Origin of the sequence: Flagellimonas meridianipacifica (assembly GCF_003001695.1) — a bacterium.
Taxonomy (GTDB): Bacteria; Bacteroidota; Bacteroidia; order Flavobacteriales; family Flavobacteriaceae; genus Flagellimonas; species Flagellimonas meridianipacifica.
This window is the reverse complement of sequence record NZ_PVYX01000002.1, coordinates 1,159,401-1,179,465: the sequence shown is the minus strand read 5'-3', so window position 1 is coordinate 1,179,465 and position 20,065 is coordinate 1,159,401. Positions and strand designations below refer to the sequence as shown.

At 40.0% G+C, this 20,065-nt stretch carries 16 protein-coding genes; 12 read left to right on the top strand and 4 right to left on the bottom strand.

The features are described 5' to 3' along the window. The 4 genes from CLV81_RS15400 (at position 1) to CLV81_RS15385 (ending at position 4,267) form a co-directional block, all read left to right on the top strand. On the top strand, positions 1 to 1,275 hold the full coding sequence (locus CLV81_RS15400) for an amidohydrolase (protein WP_106146090.1): 1,275 nt from the start codon (positions 1 to 3) through the stop codon (positions 1,273 to 1,275). A 2-nt stretch (positions 1,276 to 1,277) separates the two neighbouring features. Then, positions 1,278 to 2,849 carry an FMN-binding glutamate synthase family protein gene (locus CLV81_RS15395; protein ID WP_106146088.1) on the top strand — a complete coding sequence of 524 codons (1,572 nt, stop codon included), beginning with the start codon at positions 1,278 to 1,280 and terminating at the stop codon, positions 2,847 to 2,849. A gap of 20 nt (positions 2,850 to 2,869) precedes the next feature. Then, complete coding sequence (locus tag CLV81_RS15390; RefSeq protein WP_106146086.1) at positions 2,870 to 3,646, top strand: OmpA family protein; 777 nt, start codon at positions 2,870 to 2,872, stop codon at positions 3,644 to 3,646. A 102-nt stretch (positions 3,647 to 3,748) separates the two neighbouring features. Next, on the top strand, positions 3,749 to 4,267 hold the full coding sequence (locus tag CLV81_RS15385; RefSeq protein ID WP_106146084.1) for a DUF7935 family protein: 519 nt from the start codon (positions 3,749 to 3,751) through the stop codon (positions 4,265 to 4,267). 9 nt (positions 4,268 to 4,276) lie between these two features. On the opposite strand, the gene CLV81_RS15380 is transcribed toward CLV81_RS15385, so the two are convergent. Beyond that, positions 4,277 to 5,101 carry an AraC family transcriptional regulator gene (locus tag CLV81_RS15380; RefSeq protein ID WP_106146082.1) on the bottom strand — a complete coding sequence of 275 codons (825 nt, stop codon included), beginning with the start codon at positions 5,099 to 5,101 and terminating at the stop codon, positions 4,277 to 4,279. A 129-nt stretch (positions 5,102 to 5,230) separates the two neighbouring features. On the opposite strand from CLV81_RS15380, the gene CLV81_RS15375 reads away from it, so the two are divergent. Beyond that, complete coding sequence (locus CLV81_RS15375; protein ID WP_106146080.1) at positions 5,231 to 6,028, top strand: phytanoyl-CoA dioxygenase family protein; 798 nt, start codon at positions 5,231 to 5,233, stop codon at positions 6,026 to 6,028. 46 nt (positions 6,029 to 6,074) lie between these two features. On the opposite strand, the gene CLV81_RS15370 is transcribed toward CLV81_RS15375, so the two are convergent. Beyond that, positions 6,075 to 6,989 (bottom strand): patatin-like phospholipase family protein, encoded by a 915-nt coding sequence (locus CLV81_RS15370; RefSeq protein ID WP_106146078.1) that lies wholly within the window; start codon positions 6,987 to 6,989, stop codon positions 6,075 to 6,077. After that, positions 6,986 to 9,103, bottom strand: a complete 2,118-nt coding sequence (locus tag CLV81_RS15365; RefSeq protein WP_106147619.1) for a M1 family metallopeptidase — start codon at positions 9,101 to 9,103, stop codon at positions 6,986 to 6,988. The genes CLV81_RS15370 and CLV81_RS15365 overlap by 4 nt, the downstream gene beginning before the upstream one ends. A gap of 46 nt (positions 9,104 to 9,149) precedes the next feature. On the opposite strand from CLV81_RS15365, the gene recG reads away from it, so the two are divergent. From recG to CLV81_RS15350, 3 genes are all read left to right on the top strand, one after another. Next, the gene (gene recG, locus CLV81_RS15360; RefSeq protein WP_106146076.1) at positions 9,150 to 11,255 is read left to right on the top strand and encodes an ATP-dependent DNA helicase RecG; all 2,106 of its coding nucleotides are present in this window, start codon (positions 9,150 to 9,152) and stop codon (positions 11,253 to 11,255) included. A gap of 113 nt (positions 11,256 to 11,368) precedes the next feature. Next, positions 11,369 to 12,490 carry a hypothetical protein gene (locus CLV81_RS15355; RefSeq protein ID WP_106146074.1) on the top strand — a complete coding sequence of 374 codons (1,122 nt, stop codon included), beginning with the start codon at positions 11,369 to 11,371 and terminating at the stop codon, positions 12,488 to 12,490. A 77-nt stretch (positions 12,491 to 12,567) separates the two neighbouring features. Next, complete coding sequence (locus CLV81_RS15350) at positions 12,568 to 13,575, top strand: Ig-like domain-containing domain (RefSeq protein ID WP_146129910.1); 1,008 nt, start codon at positions 12,568 to 12,570, stop codon at positions 13,573 to 13,575. A 54-nt stretch (positions 13,576 to 13,629) separates the two neighbouring features. On the opposite strand, the gene CLV81_RS15345 is transcribed toward CLV81_RS15350, so the two are convergent. Further along, positions 13,630 to 14,742, bottom strand: coding sequence for a DUF2911 domain-containing protein (locus tag CLV81_RS15345; RefSeq protein ID WP_106146071.1), 1,113 nt, complete (start codon positions 14,740 to 14,742; stop codon positions 13,630 to 13,632). Positions 14,743 to 15,152: 410 nt separating this feature from the next. Between CLV81_RS15345 and leuC the strand changes: the two genes are divergently transcribed. The 4 genes from leuC to leuB all read left to right on the top strand — a co-directional run bounded on the left by leuC (position 15,153) and on the right by leuB (position 19,908). Continuing rightward, positions 15,153 to 16,562 carry a 3-isopropylmalate dehydratase large subunit gene (gene leuC / locus CLV81_RS15340; protein ID WP_106146069.1) on the top strand — a complete coding sequence of 470 codons (1,410 nt, stop codon included), beginning with the start codon at positions 15,153 to 15,155 and terminating at the stop codon, positions 16,560 to 16,562. Between the two features lie 59 nt (positions 16,563 to 16,621). Beyond that, on the top strand, positions 16,622 to 17,218 hold the full coding sequence (gene leuD / locus CLV81_RS15335; protein WP_106146067.1) for a 3-isopropylmalate dehydratase small subunit: 597 nt from the start codon (positions 16,622 to 16,624) through the stop codon (positions 17,216 to 17,218). 33 nt (positions 17,219 to 17,251) lie between these two features. After that, positions 17,252 to 18,769, top strand: a complete 1,518-nt coding sequence (locus CLV81_RS15330) for an alpha-isopropylmalate synthase regulatory domain-containing protein (protein ID WP_106146065.1) — start codon at positions 17,252 to 17,254, stop codon at positions 18,767 to 18,769. Positions 18,770 to 18,849: 80 nt separating this feature from the next. Next, a complete protein-coding gene (gene leuB, locus CLV81_RS15325) occupies positions 18,850 to 19,908 on the top strand; it encodes a 3-isopropylmalate dehydrogenase (protein WP_106146063.1) in 1,059 nt (352 codons plus the stop codon). Positions 19,909 to 20,065: the final 157 nt, after the last annotated feature.

Sequence of the window (20,065 nt, the reverse complement as noted above, 5' to 3'; positions counted from 1 at the left end):
ATGAAGAAGATTTTAACCCTAGCATGTTTCTGTTCTTGCCTTGCTATATGGGCTCAAGGACCAAATTTGGAAAAGGATTATGCGGCTATCGAAAACAAAGTAATTGAATGGCGACATGACATCCACCAAAACCCAGAATTAAGCAATCGTGAATTCAAAACCGCAGAAAAAATTGCCAATCATCTAAAATCATTGGGAATTGAAGTCACCACGGGAGTAGCCCATACAGGTGTGGTAGGTGTTTTGAAAGGTGATAATCCTGGTAAGGTAGTAGCGCTACGCGCGGATATTGATGCACTGCCTGTCACCGAAAGGAATGACCTCCCCTTTAAATCTACTGTAACTACAGAGTTTTTGGGTGAAAAGGTCGGTGTGATGCATGCCTGTGGTCACGATACCCATACTGCTATTCTGATGGGTGTGGCAGAAGTTCTGTCGAAAAACAAAGACAAAATAAATGGCACGGTCAAGTTTGTTTTTCAACCAGCGGAAGAAGGAGCGCCTCCGGGCGAAGAAGGTGGGGCTTTGCTTATGGTGAAAGAAGGGGTTTTAAAGAACCCAGATGTAGATGCCATTTTTGGACTACATATCAATTCACAAACCCCGGTTGGGACCATTCGCTATAAAATAGGCGGTGCCTTGGCTGCTGCCCAAAGTTTTACAATAAAGGTAAAGGGAAAACAAAGTCATGGCTCTCAACCTTGGAGTGGTGTGGACCCTATCTTGATTAGTGCTAAGATTATTGACGGGCTACAGACCATAATCAGTAGAGAGGCCAATCTGACCAATGAAGCTGCAGTCATTACTGTGGGTAAAATCAAAAGTGGGGTGCGATTTAACATCATCCCCGAATCTGCCGAAATGCTTGGTACTATTAGAACATTGGACTATGACATGAAAGATCATATCAACAAGCGAATGAAAGAAATGGTGGCCGATATTGCCAAAGCGTATGGTGGCGAAGCTACCTGCGAAATAAAAGATGCTACGGACATAACCTTTAATATACCAGAATTGGCGCAGCAGATGTTACCCACCCTCCAACGCGTAGCAGGTGATGGAAATGTTATTGCACAAAAAGCTATCACGGGAGCAGAGGATTTTTCTTATTTCCAAAGGGATGTTCCAGGATTTTTCTTTTTCCTTGGAGGCATGACCCCTGGCAATACAGAATCCTATCCCCATCATACTCCTGATTTTCTAATCGATGATGCCGGTATGCAGCTTGGCGTAAAAGCTATGACAGAATTGGCGTTGGATTATTTGAATATGTAACTATGGACTCCTTTATGGATTTTCTAATAAGTATCCCTTGGTGGGGTTGGGTACTTTTCTTTTTGCTCCTTGTGGCCATCTGGGATATCTTTTTTCAGAAGTCCCATACCATAAAGCATAATTTTCCTATCGTTGGTCACTTGCGATATTGGTTGGAGAGTATTGGCCCCGAAATGCGCCAGTATTTTGTAGCTAACAATCGGGAAGAGCTTCCTTTCAATCGTATCGAGCGTGGTTGGATATACGCTTCCGCCAAGAAAGAAAACAACTATGAGGGTTTTGGGACTGACCGTGATATCTATGCGCATCAACACATGTTCGTAAAAAATGCGATGATAGGCTATCAAATCCCAGAAAAACATCCCAACACGGAAAACCCCTACTTTTTACCCTGTGCAAAAGTGATGGGTGCTCATCATAAGCGGAAGAAACCGTATCGCCCCGCTTCCGTAATCAATATTTCTGCAATGAGTTTTGGCTCTTTATCCGCTAGAGCGGTACAATCTATGAACCAAGGGGCCGCTAAATCGCATGCTTTTCACAACACGGGTGAAGGTGGACTTTCCCCATATCACAAACAAGGCGCCGATGTAATCTTTCACTTTGGAACTGGATATTTTGGGGTTCGAAACAGTGAAGGCAACCTATCCATTGAAAAATTGAAGATTCTAGTTGACGAAAATCCATGTGTCAAAGCAATTGAGATAAAGTTGTCCCAAGGTGCCAAGCCAGGAAAAGGAGGGGTACTTCCCGGGGCAAAGATTACTCCAGAAATCGCCGAAATTCGAGGAGTGGAAGTTGGAAAGGACGTCCTCTCCCCTTCCACCCACAAGGCCTTCAAATCCATTCCAGAGCTTGTCGACCTTATTGAACAGATTGCAGATGAAACGGGATTGCCTGTTGGTATAAAGGGAGCCATCGGAAAATTGGACCAATGGCAGGAGCTTGCAAGTTTGATGAAAAAAACAGGAAAAGGTCCTGATTTTATAACCGTGGATGGTGGCGAAGGTGGAACAGGAGCGGCTCCTCCAAGTTTTGCCGACCATGTTTCCTTGCCTTGGGTCTATGGCTTTTCCTGCATTTATAGAATCTTTCAAGACGAAGGACTCTCTGAAAAAATTGTTTTTATTGGAAGTGGAAAATTAGGTTTTCCTGCAAAGGCTGCCATGGCCTTTGCTATGGGGGTAGACTGTATAAATGTCGCTCGTGAAGCCATGATGAGCATTGGGTGCATTCAAGCACAAGTATGTCATACCAATCGTTGTCCCGCAGGAGTGGCCACACAAAGTAAATGGCTCCAAAATGGGATTAACGTGCCCTTAAAATCTGATCGCCTGGCCCAGTATTTTAAAACCTTTAGAAAAGAGTTTTTAGAAATCACCCATGCCGCGGGATATGAACATCCCTGTCAATTTACCATGAACGATATACAAGTAAATGTAGATGATGATTATCTTAGCAGCGATTTATCCGCCGTTTACGGCTACAAAAAAAACGAAGTGCCATTTGATGGGATGCAGAAATTATATGACTGCCCCCATTTAGGCGGAAATTCTCCTGAATATTCAACATAGTAAACCTAAATCTAAATTGTATGCGAACAAAACTACCTATCATTCTATTATTCGCTTTGTTTTCTGGAATTGCCCTAGGGCAAAAAAAGAGTGAACTTTTTGCCCAAATTGAAGAATTGAAATCTGAAAAGCAAGAACTGGAGCAAGAACTAGCATCAGTCAAGAGGGAAGTTTCTTCCAGTAAGGCAAAATCCGAAACCTTGAAGACCGAAAATGTGAGCCTACGTGAAGCCAATGCCACTCTTTTGAAAAATCTGACCAGCTTTTCAGAGCTTTCCAAAAAAAGCAGTGAAAATGTAAACAAGACGCTTGCTGCACTCCAACAAAAGGAAAAACAACTAAACGGCATCAATGAAATGATTGCTTCCAATGACTCTACGGCCATTGTTGCCTTAACTCAGGTGAAAAAAACCTTGGGAGAAAACGCAAATGCCAATTTTTCAGAGGGGGATATCATACTTTCAGGAAGTTTGAACACACTTTTTGGTTCGGATAGTTCTATGGAACTAACGGATGAAGGCAATGAATGGCTCGCTAGGGTTGCCGATATTATAAAAGCGAATCCAGACCGAAAAACGGAAGTAGTAGGACTGAACATTACAGGAGAGTTCGCTACAACCTATGATCAAGCAATTGCCGTTACCAAAAGACTTACGGATTCTTTGGGTGTTACAACAGAAAAACTGTCCACTTTGGTTAAAGATGGCAACTTCAAAGAAGGTATAGCGATAAAACTGCGCCCGAATTACGAGGATTTTTATGGTAAGGTCAAGGAAAGTGTGAAAGTAGCCCAGTAGGTTTTAATGAATCTTGGGCGGAAAGATACTTGAGACTTCATTCATACTTTTTCCAAGTTTAGTTCGTTCTACTTTCTAGAAAATCAAAAAAACCAACTACCCATGACCGGAGATGAAATTTTCCAATTGTTTGCCTTTTTATTGCCAGCTGTTGTAACTGGTGCGGTTGCCTTTTACTTTTTCAGATTGCATACTAGAAATGAAGATGGTAGAAGAAGGTATTTACTTCAAAAAGATGCTCAAAAAGATGCCTTGCCTATCCGTTTGCAGGCCTACGAGCGAATGGTTCTTTTTTTGGAACGAATTTCACTGAACAGCCTTGTGGTTCGAGTAGCACCGGTAGGGAAAAGCAAAAGTGATTATGAGAATTTGTTGATTCGGCAAATTGAAACCGAATTTGATCACAACCTTTCTCAACAAATTTATATGTCGGATGAATGTTGGAATATCATAAAGGCGGCAAAAAATGCAACCATTCAAGCCATCCGTTCTGCTGGAATGAGTCAGACAGAATCTCCTGATAAACTTCGGGAAGATATTCTTAATCAGACTATGGAAAAACAGTCCCCCTCCTCTACCGCTCTTTCTTTTATAAAAAAGGAAGTAAGTGAGCTTTGGTAAACAACTTCATTATCTCGATTTTCTAAATTCTGTTGGAGTCCTTCGCTTTAAGGACTTAAAGGTCCTATTGAAATGACTCACATTTTCAAAGCCGGAATTCAATGCAATATGTTTTATGGACAAATTGGAATTAATCAAAGATTGACATGCCATCTCTACCCTCATAATATTCACAAAACTAATAAATGAGTGTCCCGAACACTTCCTAAACCATCTACAAAAGGATTGAGGAACCATATTGCATTTTTCCGCCACATGTTCTACAGTTAGTTTTTGGTCCAAATGGTTTAATATATAATTGTTGATTTTTACAAAACGTTCATCCCTAACGTTCAATGGATATTTATACTTTGTGGAGGATAGTACCAACTTTTCTTTGTACTCCAAAAGTTCGTTTAACAATTCGAACAGCAAAGAGACCCTTTGTATCCCGTTGGCATTTTGAAAGGACAAAATCACCGGAATTATAGTGCTTTTAGAACCAAGAAACTGAATTCCTCTTTGGGATTCCTCTAAAAGAGTTTCCAAGGGATAACATTCTCTAAACGACTGAAACAGTTCTTTTTTAAATTGAATCACGTAAGCCCTTTGGAGGTTCGTTTCATCAGTAGTACTGCTTACCCATTGATGTGGTGTGTTTTCACCTATTATTACTAAATCATTTTCTGCGTAAGGGTGAATAGAATCACCTACGAATCTAAATCCTTTGCCTTTGGTAATTAAAGTAATTTCTATTTCGGGATGGTAATGCCAATAGGGTTGAAACTGGGAAGATTCCCTCACAAAAAAATTAATTGACCCTTGAAAAAGGATTTTCTCCAATTGAACTTTCATTATAGCAAATATAAACCTAATTCATCCTCTTAATATGAATTTAATGTTTAGATAGGTCAATAAATGGTTAGAATAGCATAACCTATACATTGTTTTACCCTCTAATTTTACAGCTATATTTTCAAAAAAATGGAATTGTTACAACAAGCCTTCCCTCTTAATGAGGACCAAATAAGCTTTTATGCTAAAAATAAATTCATCAAGCTAAAAAATGTACTGGATGCTGAGGTTATAGCCTTTTATAATGATGTCATTTCTAAAAAGGTAGATGAACGCAATCAAGAAGAAACCCCTCTTGAGAAACGAAACACGTATGGAAAAGCCTTTTTACAGTTATTTAACCTATGGGAACATGATTCTGATATCAAGAATTTGGTTTTTAGCAAACGACTGGCGGGAATTGCAACTCAGTTAATGCAGGTAGAAGGGGTTAGACTTTACCATGACCAGGCGCTTTTTAAAGAAGCAGGAGGAGGTATTACCCCGTGGCATGCTGATCAATATTATTGGCCCTTGGAAACTGATAAAGCCATTACAGCATGGATTCCACTTCAACAGACAAGTCTTGAAATGGGCCCACTAGAATTTAGCGCGGGTAGCCATGCTATTTTGGAGGGAAGGGAATTATCCATAAGTGATGAAAGTGAATCTAGAATACAGGAAAAACTTAGGATCACGGACTTTAACCATGTTATTGAACCTTTTGATGTTGGGGAAATAAGCTTTCATTCTGGGTGGATTTTCCATAGAGCCGGAGCTAACACTACCCAGAACATGCGAAAAGTAATGACCATTATCTATATGGATAAAAAGATGAAATTAAAAAAACCAGAAAACGATGGACAGCTTAATGATTGGAAAACCTGGTGCCCTGGTGCGGAAATAGGTAAAGAAATCAATACACCACTCAACCCAACCCTATTCTAGTTGAATTCCATAACATGCCTAAATCCATAGTAGGGGAAATTGGCCATTATTCCGAATGCTCAGGGTCTATAGGGCTAGTCTCTTCGTTTTTGTTTTTTGCGTAGAGATAGCCACGTTTCCACCATAAAGTCATTCGTTCCTTGTTGAAAATGAGAGAATTTGTGGTCAAGACGGTGGGCGTGTAGTAAAAATTGATGATGGCATCCTTTTGATTGGCGACAAGTTTTCCAACACGTACGTTTTGATTCTCAATTCTGTCCAGCATAAACTCGAAACTGGTAGTTATCAATTCAAACGGGCTGCGAACAGGCATTCTATTTAAATAATTGACCTCTGTACGAAGAACCACAACGTCCAATTCTGTGGCTCCTCTTTTCAAAGCCTCTTCAATGGGCACTAAGCTTCCCAGTCCGCCATCGGCATATTCACAGCCATTACGTTTTACCAAACTCATAAAAGGAACATAATTGGAAGAAATCCATATCCAATCACAAAATTCCTCATAAGTACATTCATTTATAGATTTGTATTCCACTTGGTTTAGGGAAAGATTGGATACAGTAACGATTACATCGGTGTTGCTGTTCTTTAATGCGGTAAACTCCTTTTCGGTAATGGATTCGCGAATCAGTTCTCTCAGGTTTTCGCTTTCGCCAAAGGTCTTTTTACCCTTTATGAAGTTTTTGAACACGTTCCAATGATTGATTGCAATGCGTTCAACCCCATGTTTCTTTTTAATGATAAAAGGACAATTATTGAATATGCTATGTTGGTTCACCGATGAGTAGATATCCTTAATCTTATCCAACTTGTTTAGGGCCAAATGGGTTATTAAAAGGCTACCTGTTGAAGTGCCCACAAATAGGTCGTACTCGTGCTTGGCCTCTTGGATAAGAAACTGAGCTACACCTCCCGCAAAGGCGCCCTTGCTTCCTCCCCCCGATATAACCAATGCTCTCATTTACCTAAAGTTTTATCCAAATACTCCTTCTCCTGTTGATTCAGTGAAACGTATATGGTTTTAAGTCGGTCTCTATTTCCTTCACCTTTCAAAAAACCCTTCAAAAATGTGCGACACGACTTTTTAAAGTACCAAACATGATGGTTACAGGCATTTATCAAATTCTTTAGTGCTTCATCAGAGAAGGCATCAAGATTGTTTAGATATTGGAATGCCAATAAGCGTACCTCAAAGTGGTATTTGGGGTGGGTATACCCGCTCAACTCATCATAGAATGCGCGTTTTTGTTCATTTTTATATGCTGGAGTAGCCAAGGCCAGGGCAAGCCATAATAGCTTTACATTTTTATTGGGCAGACCAATAGTTCCCGAGGTTTTTTCTAAATAATTGGAACGATCTTCCGGAAAATCACTCCAAAGTTTGAACAAGGCCGCTTCTTGGGTCACATAGCTTTCGTCATTCAGCATCGATTCAAAAACTGGTTTTAGGGTCGCCGAAATCTTTGGAACACTTAATGCTAATGCTTGGCGGACCTTTATTTCTTCCTTCTCAACCATCTTAACCCATTTTTCTTCGGAAATATCTTTTACGAAGTCAATAACGACCTGTCTTTTAAAATGAGAGGATTTATTAATATCCCAATATTTATTGAGCATAGCATTTACCAGGTTATCTGCGGAATTCTCTTTGGTTTGCTTAATGATAAAATAGGCTTCAAGAGATTTGCTTTTTGTCAAAAGATAGTTCTCAACCAAATCCATATGAAATTCAGAATCCTGAAGCCATATCTGCTCAAAATCCATCAATTTCATACCTGAAGCCTTTCGCATCTCCCACATGAAATCGGAAATGGTCACATTTTGATACGCAAATTTTTGTAAATAGTTTCGGATACCTTCTTTAAAGGCCTCATCTCCCACACGCTCTCTTAACATGACCAGAGCCCAAGCGCCTTTTTCATAAAATGTGAGGCTTCCTGCATTAGGATTGGTCAATGCCTCACCATTTCCGTCCTTTGAAAAGTTGTTTAACGAAGTTGCCGTTTCGTATAATTTCCAGTAGAAGTAGTCTTCCCCGAACAATTCTTTTTCTGTTAGATACGCGTAATACGTCGCGAAGCCTTCATGAAGCCAATGATGTTCACCACTCTGTTCGGTCACCATATTTCCAAACCACTGGTGGGCCAATTCGTGGGCATTTACATTGACATAGTTTTTGTCGATAAAGGCTGTGGAATCCACCACAAAGGTGTTTGAAAAAATGGTCGCGCCCGTATTTTCCATCCCCGCATACAAAAAATCGTGCACAGGTATCTGTTTGTAATTCTGCCAAGGATAAGGAACTCCGATTTCATTTTCCAAAAAATCAAAAATCTGCTTTGTATATCGATAGGTAGGCTCAACTTTTGAACTGTCTCTGGGTTCATGGTACAGTTCAATAGGGACTCCTGAAGTCGATTGAAGAATTTCTTTGTCAAAATTACCAATGGCAAAGGCGACCAAATAACTGCTCATAGGCTTTTGCATATCAAATTTCCATACGTAGGCTTTAGAATCTGGCAAAGTATCTTTTTTCAACAAACGACCATTGGAAATGACTTCAAGGTCTTCCTTTAAAACAAAATTCAAATCAAACTCAATTTTATCGTTCATGTCATCAAGGCTCGGCAGCCAATGACTGGTATATTTTCCCTGGCCTTGGGTCCAAATCTGATCATTGGATGGATCATTATCATCCCAACCCAAAAAATAGACAGTTTGCCTTGGGTTGGTTTTATATTCAAATTCTAGCGTATAGAACTCATCTTTTTTGAACCTTCCTTTTACAATCAGTTTATTGTTTTGTACAATTGTCTTGATTTTCACCTCAGTACTTTCATACACCTTGTCTTTGGTGATTTTGAGTTCATCAAAAGACATATTATGAGCATCAAGGAAAATTGAATCAACGTCTTTTACAGCGAGAAATTGGATGTGGTAGCTCCCAGATATTTTTTTCTCATTTGGTTCCACATAAATCTCTGCTACACATTGCTTAAAATCTACCTTGTCCTGTATCTGCGCAGAACTTATTTGGTAAAAGAGAAGAAAAATAAATATGGGGAATGGCTTCATGATTTGAGTATAGCAAAAGTCTTTCCAAATTACATATTTTAGTTTGATGAATGCCAATTTTCTACAAACTCCAATTACCTATCTCAAAAGCGTAGGGCCCAATCGGGCAGAAACGCTTAATAAGGAGTTGGGCATTTTTACCTACAGAGATTTACTTCAGCTTTTTCCAAATCGATATCTGGACAAAACACAATACTATAAAATTAACCAACTGCAGCCCAGCGGAGCTGATTTGCAAATAGTTGGTAAAATCGTTCATATAAAAACGGTTGAGCAGAAAAGAGGGAAACGATTGGTGGCCACTTTCGTAGACGACACCGGACAGATGGAACTGGTTTGGTTTCGTGGCCATAAATGGATACGCGAGAATCTCAAGTTGAATGAACCTTACGTTGTCTTTGGACGCATTTCTAGATATGGTAGCACGTTTTCAATGGCGCATCCAGAGATGGAGCTTCTGACTGCGCATCAGAAGGGATTAAAAATTGCCATGCAGCCCATTTATCCTTCAACTGAAAAACTGAGTGCCAAAGGAATTACCAATCGGGTGATGAGCCAAATGGTACAACAGCTGTTTTTGGAATGTAAGGGACAATTCAATGAATCTTTATCCACACAAATTTTGGACGAACTGAAACTAATTTCCAAAAGTGAGGCATTGTTGAACATTCATTTTCCCAAAAATCAAGATCTCTTGGCCAAAGCCCAGTTTCGTCTAAAGTTTGAGGAACTTTTCTTTGTACAATTACAGCTCATTTCCAAAAAACTCTTAAGAAAACAGAAAATAAAAGGGATGCCCTTTAGCGAAGTTGGTTCCTACTTCAATACGTTTTTCAAAGAACATTTACCATTTGAGTTGACCAACGCCCAAAAAAGGGTAATAAAGCAAATCCGTAACGATTTGGGGAGCAATGCTCAAATGAATCGTTTATTACAAGGTGATGTAGGCTCCGGTAAGACCATTGTGGCCCTTCTTTGTATGCTTCTTGCCATGGACAATGAATTTCAGGCCTGTTTGATGGCTCCTACCGAAATCCTGGCGCAGCAACACTTTAATGGTTTGAAGGATTTATTGGGTCAAATGGATGTGAAAATTGATTTGCTCACTGGTTCCACCAAAAAATCCGCCCGCAAAACAATCCATGAAGGATTACAAAGTGGAGAACTTCATATTTTGGTAGGAACCCATGCCATTTTGGAAGATACCGTTCAGTTTAAAAACTTGGGATTGGCTATAATTGATGAGCAACATCGCTTTGGTGTGGCACAACGTTCCAAACTTTGGCATAAAAATGAGATTCCTCCCCACATTTTGGTCATGACCGCAACACCCATTCCAAGAACGCTGGCCATGAGCCTATACGGAGACTTGGACATTTCCGTAATAGATGAATTACCCCCTGGACGTAGACCTATAAAAACAGTACATCGTTTCGATTCCAATCGTTTAAAGGTTTTCCAGTTTATAAAAGATGAAATCAAAAAAGGTAGGCAAGTATACGTTGTTTATCCCCTTATTGCAGAATCTGAAGCTCTGGATTATAAGGACCTCATGGATGGCTATGAAAGTATTGCCAGGGATTTCCCTTTACCAGGGTATCAGATTTCTATTGTGCATGGAAAAATGAAACCGGCAGACAAGGAATATGAGATGGAACGTTTTGTAAAAGGCGAAACCCAGATTATGGTGGCCACAACGGTAATTGAAGTTGGCGTGAATGTTCCCAATGCCTCTGTAATGATAATAGAAAGTGCCGAGCGTTTCGGCTTATCTCAATTGCATCAACTCAGAGGACGTGTGGGACGCGGTGCTGAACAGAGCTTTTGTATTCTAATGACCGGTCATAAGCTTTCAGAGGATTCCAAGACCCGCCTTGAGACCATGGTACGTACGAATGATGGGTTTGAAATAGCGGAAGTGGATTTAAAATTAAGAGGACCAGGTGACCTTATGGGAACCCAACAGAGCGGAATGCTGAATCTTAAGATTGCAGATATTGTAAAAGACAATCAAATTCTACAAACGGCCCGTTTCTATGCAATGAATTTACTTAAAAAAGACCCAGCTCTTCAAAAAGAGGAAAACCGAAGTATTTTGCAAGCCTACCAAAATCTATCTCAGGATAAGACCATTTGGAACTATATAAGCTAATCAAATAAGACTGGACGAATAACTCTCGGTGTTCCCGTTAAAATGAGTTAATTCCCTGTTAATCAATTCCCTTTTTAAAACAAAAGAATCTACCTTACAGAAAACTAACTTTCATGAAAAAATTTATATTACCAACCTTGTTGTTGGTCCTTTCCTTGTATGGTCTATCATCATGGACCACGAACGAAACCTCCGAAGACCTTACCGCTAATTTTATTTATGGGGACCCCGAAATTGGCTCCATCAACGCTTTAAGCTTTGGTCCTGAAGGAATACTATTTGTTGGGGATTCTGAAAATGCCATGGTTTATGCGCTAGATACAAAAGATAGCAGTGAAAAGGGCAATGGCGATGAAATCAATATCAGAAAGTTTGACCAAATGATAGCTGCATCATTGGGCACCACTGAAGACAAAATCAGAATTAGTGATATGGCGGTAAATCCAAAGTCAAAAACCCCATATTTTGCGGTAAGTATGGAAGATGGCACAACAGTGCTTCTCCGATTGAAGGATGAAGCACTGGAAAATGTATCCCTAAAAGGGATTAGCTATTCCAAAATTTCGCTAAATGATGCCATTGATGCAGATGCCAAGGATAAAAGAGGAAGACCGCAAAGGATGTGGGCCATCGCTGATTTAAAGTTTCATGGAGACCGTATTTTGGTATCAGGACTCTCCAACAAAGAATTTGCCTCTACTTTCAGAAGTATCCCTTTTCCATTTACAGATTCGCAGGACCAAACTTCCCTGGAAATTTGGCATGCGGCGCATGGTCAATACGAAACTCATGCCCCCATCAAGACCTTTGATGTAGTTTCTTTGAATAATCAAGATTATTTAATGGCGAGCTATACCTGTACTCCTTTGGTTTTGTTTCCTATGGCCGAACTCGAAAACGGAAAACACATTAAGGGACGTACTGTCGCCGAACTGGGAGCGGGCAACTCTCCTTTGGACATGATATCCTACAAAAAAGAGGGCAAGAAATACTTTTTAATGTCCAATACCAATCGTCCTGTAATGCGATTGGATTACGAGGACATTGCCGATTTCAAAGAGACCTTGACTAAGCCGGTGACCGAATTTGCCGTAGCCACTGGTGTTCCTTATGATAATCTTCCTTTTCCCTATGTTCAGCAAATGGACAATTTAGATGACTCCAATGTGCTTTATATTCAAAGAACAGGAAGCGGTGAATTGATATTGCGCAGCAGATCTACCAAATGGATGTGATTTACCCTTACTCAATCATAAACAAAAAGATCAAGTTATCCTTGGTCTTTTTTTGTGTTGCACTTTTCTTTAATTGTGTGAAAAAAAAGTCTTCAGAGGATATTCATGTTAACTATAACAATGGAAAGGTAGTAAGTGTAGAATATGAAACGGAGGAATCTTCTGGATATACATTTCATTTGAAACAAAATGATCAAAGCCCAATTTTGGGCAATCTTACCTGTGAAAAGGGAACCTGTACCTTTATTCCTATCGTTGCATTTACCGCAGGTCAAACCTATGAGATACGAAAAAACAAAAAAACCATTGAATCTTTTACTATAGACCATTCTAGCAAACAAAAGAACCCAGAACTTATAGCAATCTATCCTTCAATGGACACGGTACCACAAAATCTTCTAAAGATGTATTTTGTTTTCTCTCATCCCATGCAGCATTCTAAAAGCGCCTTGGATTTTATTTCGGTTTTTGATAACACGGCACAAAAGGAATCTGATATTTTTCTAGAAATGGAGACTGAACTTTGGAATAAAGAGCGTACTAGACTAACTCTTTGGTTGGACCCTGGTAGAATTAAGACGGATTTGATACCCAATCAGGAAAAAGGGCCTCCCCTTTTGCAAAAACACTGCTATACCATTTCAATAGATAGTCTATGGACTTCTGAGCAGGGTTATCCCTTAACCAGAAAGTACGTTAAAATGTTAAATGTAGTCGGAAAGGATTTGCAAAGACCCAATCCAAAGCTATGGGAGGTTAATATTCCGAAGGAAAATACCCAAAATCCATTGGAAATTCGTTTTAACGAGCCTATGGACGCTGTTTTGATATTGGAAACTATTCAGGTCAAAAACCGCGAGGGCGAATTAATTGAAGGTACTTTTTCTCTTTTGGAGAATGAATTGAAAATAGAGTTTAAACCAGAAGAAAAATGGATTTTGGGGAATTATTCTGTTCATGTCAACCCAGTTCTTGAGGATTTAGCTGGAAACAATCTAGAACGCCTTTTTGATACAGATCTTTCCGATAATAGTATGGATACAAAATCAACAGAAAACATATTGAACTTTAGTATTGAGCATTAAAAAGAAAGTGCCCTGGGTTTTCCCGGGCACTTTTTTAGGTATAAAAGAATGAGCTTAGTTGATTCCTTCCCCTTTTTCCGCTTTGGCAATGTTCGCCGCAACTCGGTCCTTGTTTGCTTGCGCTGGAGCATTCTCCATGGCAATTTTTAGATGCTTGAGGGTAGATTTGTTGTCACCTAAAGCCGAATATCCTCTCGCCAATCCATAATGAACAGGCCAAGTTCCTTTATGCGCTTTTGCATTCCATTTGAAAATTTCCAGGGCTTCATCATTTTTCCCTTGGGCTATAAGCTGTCTTCCATAGCCATGTACTTGGAAAACGGTCCCCAAAGGCAATGCTTCTTCCATTAGAGCCTTGGCCTCTGTGGTTTTACCTTGTTTTGCCAAAATCTGAGACTTTATATTCAGATTGTTGAATGTTTTTTGACTAAAGAATTGACCGGCAATTGCGGCATCAGCCCATGAGAGCGCCTCATCCAAGTCGCCATCATTGTTCAATGCAAAGTTTGCAGCCTGTTCCCAACTCTGTCTGGCAAATCCGGGTGTGGTTTGTAATTGTTTACGTACCTCTGTCAAAACATTGTTGGTCACATCGGTTTCAATCTTAAATGGAATCTGTTTCTTTTCCCAATTCAATGATACCATGGCCGAATTGGCATCCACAGAATCAAATCCATACGTCAATTGTTCAACATGTGCTATTTCCTTGGCACTTACGTCCACACGAAGAACATCCTCTTCAGGTTTATAGAAATAACTCCCCCAAGCACTATAATTATTGGAAAAAATCACTGTTGCCGTGTTGTCTTCGTTGACTATCATATGAAGTCCATACTTGCCGGCGGGCAAAGTTTTTCCATCGATACTAAGGTCATGGGATGTTTTGAAAATTGTGTTTTCATTGGCACCCGCTCTCCAAGGAGATTCTTTGGCAGTGCCAAATCCTAAATTGTTCATACCATAGGGCACCAATGCTCCCCATATTTCGCGATCATTTACACTGGGGCGAGAGTAAACAATGGTAACGTCGGTGTTTCCAATACGCTGCATCACTTTAGCCGTTTGGCTACCACGTGGTAAAAAGTTCAATTGAGCGATGGAAGATGAAGATGAAAATAAAATGGCAAGAAAAAAAATAGCAGAAATAGCCGAGTAACATTTTTTCATTGGTTCGTTTTTGATTTTGTTAATGAATAAACTGTAAAGGTTGTGGCTCTAAAGTAGAAACGTGATCGTTTGTGTGACGTTACAGCAATGTTAAAATAAAGGTCAACCTGTTAAAATACAGAGTTTTAAGAGGGTATTATGTTAATAGGTGAATACTCTGTTAAATTAGTTAACACAAATGAAGGTAAATTCTTATCGGTGTTTACCTCATAATGAGATGAAACACAAAAATATCACCAAAGTGAAGGAAAAGAAAATCATTTCAGGCAGGAAATATGATAAATTAAAAGTCCAATTAGCCTAGAAAAAATTGAATGGAAATCGTTGAACATCGTAATTTCAATTCCTTTGTATTGGCTCCTTTTTACCTTAAAATTACTTTTATCCGTTATTAAAAGTTTATTTAGGTGATGAGCAAGACTCTTTTTGACAAAGTTTGGGACTCCCATGTGGTACAACATATCGAAAATGGACCTGATGTCCTTTTTATTGACAGGCACTTAGTTCATGAAGTGACAAGTCCAGTAGCATTTCTCGGGCTCAAAAACCGAGGAATAAAGGTTCTTTACCCAGAACGTACATTTGCAACCGCGGACCATAACACTCCAACCCGTAATCAGCATTTACCCGTAAAAGATAAGCTATCGGCCAATCAATTGAAGGCCTTGGAAGAGAATGCAAAAGCACATAGTATTCCTTATTGGGGACTTGGACATGAAAAGAATGGAATTGTTCATGTTATTGGCCCTGAAAATGGCATTACTGTGCCGGGTGCCACCATTGTATGCGGAGATTCGCACACCTCTACACACGGGGCCTTTGGTGCTATCGCCTTTGGTATTGGTACAAGCGAGGTTGAAATGGTGCTTTCCACACAGTGCATCATGCAGCCCAAACCTAAAAGTATGCGGATTACCATTGATGGGGAATTGAGCAATGCCGTGACACCAAAAGATGTGGCCCTATATATTATTTCCCAACTAACAACCTCAGGAGCAACAGGATACTTTGTGGAATATGCGGGTGAAGTATTCAGGAATATGTCAATGGAAGGAAGAATGACCGTGTGTAATCTTAGTATAGAGATGGGTGCTCGTGGAGGAATGATAGCCCCAGATAGTACAACATTTGATTACATTAAAGAGAGGGAATATACTCCTAAGGGAAAAGACTGGGATAAAGCCATGGAATATTGGAATACCTTACGTTCTGATAGTGATGCAGTATTCCACAAGGAGATATCCTTTAATGCTGCTGATATCGAACCCATGATTACCTACGGTACAAACCCAGGAATGGGCATCGGAATCCAGAGTGGCATTCCCACAGCCCAAGCTATGGATGCTGGAGCAGCAACCTATCAAAAATCCTTGTCCTATATGGACTTTAAAGAAGGTGAAGCCATGATTGGCAAGCCTATAGATTTTGTATTCTTGGGAAGTTGTACAAACGGAAGGATTGAAGACTTTAGAGCGTTTGCATCTATAATAAAGGGGAGAAAAAAAGCAGAGAATGTGACAGCTTGGTTGGTGCCTGGTTCTCACAAAGTGGAAGAAGCCATCAAGGCGGAAGGTATTTTGGACATTCTTCAAGAATCAGGGTTTGAATTACGCGAACCCGGTTGTTCCGCATGTTTGGCCATGAACGATGATAAAATTCCTGCTGGAAAATATGCAGTAAGTACTTCGAATCGAAATTTTGAGGGCAGACAAGGTCCTGGTGCAAGAACCCTATTGGCAAGCCCCTTGGTGGCAGCGGCAGCGGCGGTAACTGGAAAGGTGACAGACCCTAGAGAACTAATGGAACTTCAGGAGGCATAAACCATTCTCTAAATTCCTATTCTTAATAGTTAAATCATAATTGATAACTAATAACAAAAATGGCATACGACAAATTCAACATATTGACCAGTAGTGCAGTCCCATTGCCCATAGAAAATGTGGATACAGATCAAATCATACCCGCAAGATTTTTAAAAGCAACGGAGAGAAAAGGTTTTGGAGACAATCTTTTCCGAGACTGGAGATACAACTCCGACGACACACCTAAAGAGCATTTCGTATTAAACAATCCAATCTATTCCGGTAAAATACTGGTTGGAGGAAAGAATTTTGGTTCTGGCTCATCAAGGGAACATGCGGCTTGGGCAGTATATGATTATGGCTTCCGCTGTGTAGTCTCCAGCTTCTTTGCAGACATTTTTCGGAATAATTGTCTTAACATAGGAGTGCTTCCTGTTCAGGTGAGTGCAGAATTCCTAGATAAGATATTTAAGGCTATTGAGTCAAATCCTAAAACCGAAATTAAAGTTAATCTTCCAGAACAAAGCATTACCATACTGGAAACAGGTGAAGTAGAAAGCTTTGCCATAAACGATTACAAAAAACAAAATATGCTCAATGGTTTCGATGATATCGATTATCTATTGAACATCAAAAAGGATATTCAGCAATTTGCACAGAACACTCCGCTATAACTTTTGAACGACAATTTGATTAGAACCGCGAAAATGGAAAAAAGAACGGTTGAAATCATGGATACCACCTTAAGGGATGGTGAACAAACTTCTGGGGTTTCCTTTTCCTCATCAGAAAAGCTGACTTTAGCCAAACTGCTGCTGGAAGAGCTTCAAGTAGACCGTATCGAAGTAGCTTCTGCGCGCGTTTCCGATGGAGAATTCAATGCTGTAAAAAACATAACCGATTGGGCAAAGACCGAAGGGTATATTTCCAAGGTTGAAGTACTCACTTTTGTAGACGGTGGGGTTTCCTTGGATTGGATGGAAAAAGCTGGTGCCAAGGTCCAGAATTTATTGACTAAAGGCTCGCTGAACCATTTGACCCATCAGCTTAAAAAAACACCTGAACAGCATTTCAAGGCTATCGAGAATGTAATCAATAAGGCCCAGCAAATGGATATAGAGACAAACGTATACCTCGAGGATTGGAGCAATGGGATGCGAAATTCAAAGGAATATGTTTTTCAATTTTTAGATTTTCTCACGAAACAGCCCATTAAACGGGTTTTATTACCAGATACCCTTGGCATACTTACTCATTTTGAAGCAGGTAGTTTCCTAACCGAAATCATTGAGCGCTATCCCAAAACCCATTTTGATTTTCACGGGCACAATGATTATGACCTAAGCGTGGCCAATGTAATGGAAGCCCTTAAGGCTGGTTGTCATGGTTTGCACTTAACGGTAAACGGTATGGGTGAACGTGCTGGTAATGCACCTTTGGCCAGTGTAGTTGCTGTTGTAAACGATTTTATGCCGGAAATAAATATTGGTGTAAAAGAATCTTCACTGTTTAAGGTAAGTAAATTAGTCTCAGCATTTACAGGCTTTGGAATACCAGACAACAAACCCATTGTTGGAGACAATGTTTTTACCCAAACTGCTGGTATACATGCAGATGGAGATAACAAAAAGAATCTTTACTTTAACGATTTACTTCCTGAAAGATTTGGAAGAAAACGTAAGTATGCCCTTGGAAAAACCTCTGGAAAAGCCAACATTCAAAAGAACCTTCAGGAATTGGGATTAACCCTAAATGATGAAGAACTAAAGAAAGTTACGGAAAGAATTATTGAATTGGGCGATAAGAAAGAAAGGGTTACCAAAGACGATTTACCCTATATCATTTCAGATGTCTTGGATTCAGATTTATACCAACAGCGGGTTTTTGTAAAATCCTATGTGTTGACACATTCTAAAGGTTTAAAACCATCCACTACCCTATCCATAGAAATTGATGGAAAATCCTATGAGGAAAACGCACAAGGAGATGGACAGTTTGATGCATTCATCAATGCTCTACAAAAGGTATATAAAAAAGAAGGAATGGAACTTCCCAAATTGGTCGACTATGCAGTACGCATACCACCAGGAAGCACTTCGGATGCGCTCTGCGAAACCATTATTACCTGGAAAACCAAAGAAAAAGACTTTACAACACGTGGATTGGATTCTGACCAAACAGTGTCTGCTATAAAAGCTACGGAAAAAATGCTCAATCTCTTTTGATTCAGTGGACAACAAATTTATATGAGCATCAGTCATTGTGAAAAACTATATTAAAAACTGTTTACTAATAACTCAACCAAATGAAATTTAACATAGCCCTTTTAGCTGGAGATGGAATAGGTCCAGAAGTAATAGACCAAGCTGTAAAAGTATCCAATGCCGTAGCCGAGAAATTTGGACATGAAATTGATTGGACACCAGCACTAACAGGGGCCGCCGCAATAGATGCCGTAGGGAATCCCTATCCAGATGAAACGCACGAAATTTGTGAGACTGCCGACGCGGTTTTATTTGGGGCTATAGGGCATCCTCGTTTTGATAATGATCCTTCGGCTAAAGTAAGACCAGAGCAAGGTTTGCTGAAAATGCGTCAAAAGTTGGGATTGTTCGCCAATGTAAGACCTACATTTACATTTCCCTCGCTAATTGATAAATCACCCTTAAAAAAGGACCGTATTGAAGGAACAGATTTAGTGTTTCTAAGAGAACTAACGGGTGGAATCTACTTTGGGAAACGAGGTCGCGAAGACGATGGAAACACGGCATATGACACCTGCACCTATACCAGAGCAGAAGTAGAGCGTTTGGCTAGAAAAGGATTTGAAATGGCCATGCAACGTTCCAAAAAACTATGCTGCGTAGACAAGGCCAACGTTTTGGAGACATCCCGTTTATGGCGAGAAACCGTTCAGGCTTTGGAAAAAGACTATCCAGAAGTAGAGGTTTCCTATGAGTTCGTAGATGCCGTAGCGATGCGTCTCATTCAATGGCCAAATTCGTATGATGTACTCATCACAGAGAATCTTTTTGGAGATGTTCTTACCGACGAAGCTTCAGTTATTTCCGGTTCCATGGGTTTAATGCCTTCGGCTTCATTGGGCGAAAAAACGTCACTTTTTGAACCCATACACGGTTCATACCCACAGGCTGCGGGAAAAGATATTGCAAATCCTTTGGCAACCGTACTTTCGGCGGCTATGATGTTTGAAACTGCATTTGGTTTGAAAGAAGAAGCGGAAGCCATACGGAATGTGGTGAACAAATCTCTCACTGAGAACATTGTTACTGAGGACTTGGCAGAAGGCGGTAAGGCCTACAAAACCTCAGAGGTTGGGGATTGGTTGGCCGGCAATCTTTAATCTTTTCCACAAAAGGAATCTCACTTCTTTTATAAACCCATTTAGGTAGACTCTTAATTATTTAAGGGTTTACCTAATCCATCAATTTATATGCTGCAACCATCAATTGTCCGTAAAAACAATTGGTCGATATATGTAATGTTGTATCAAAATTGCA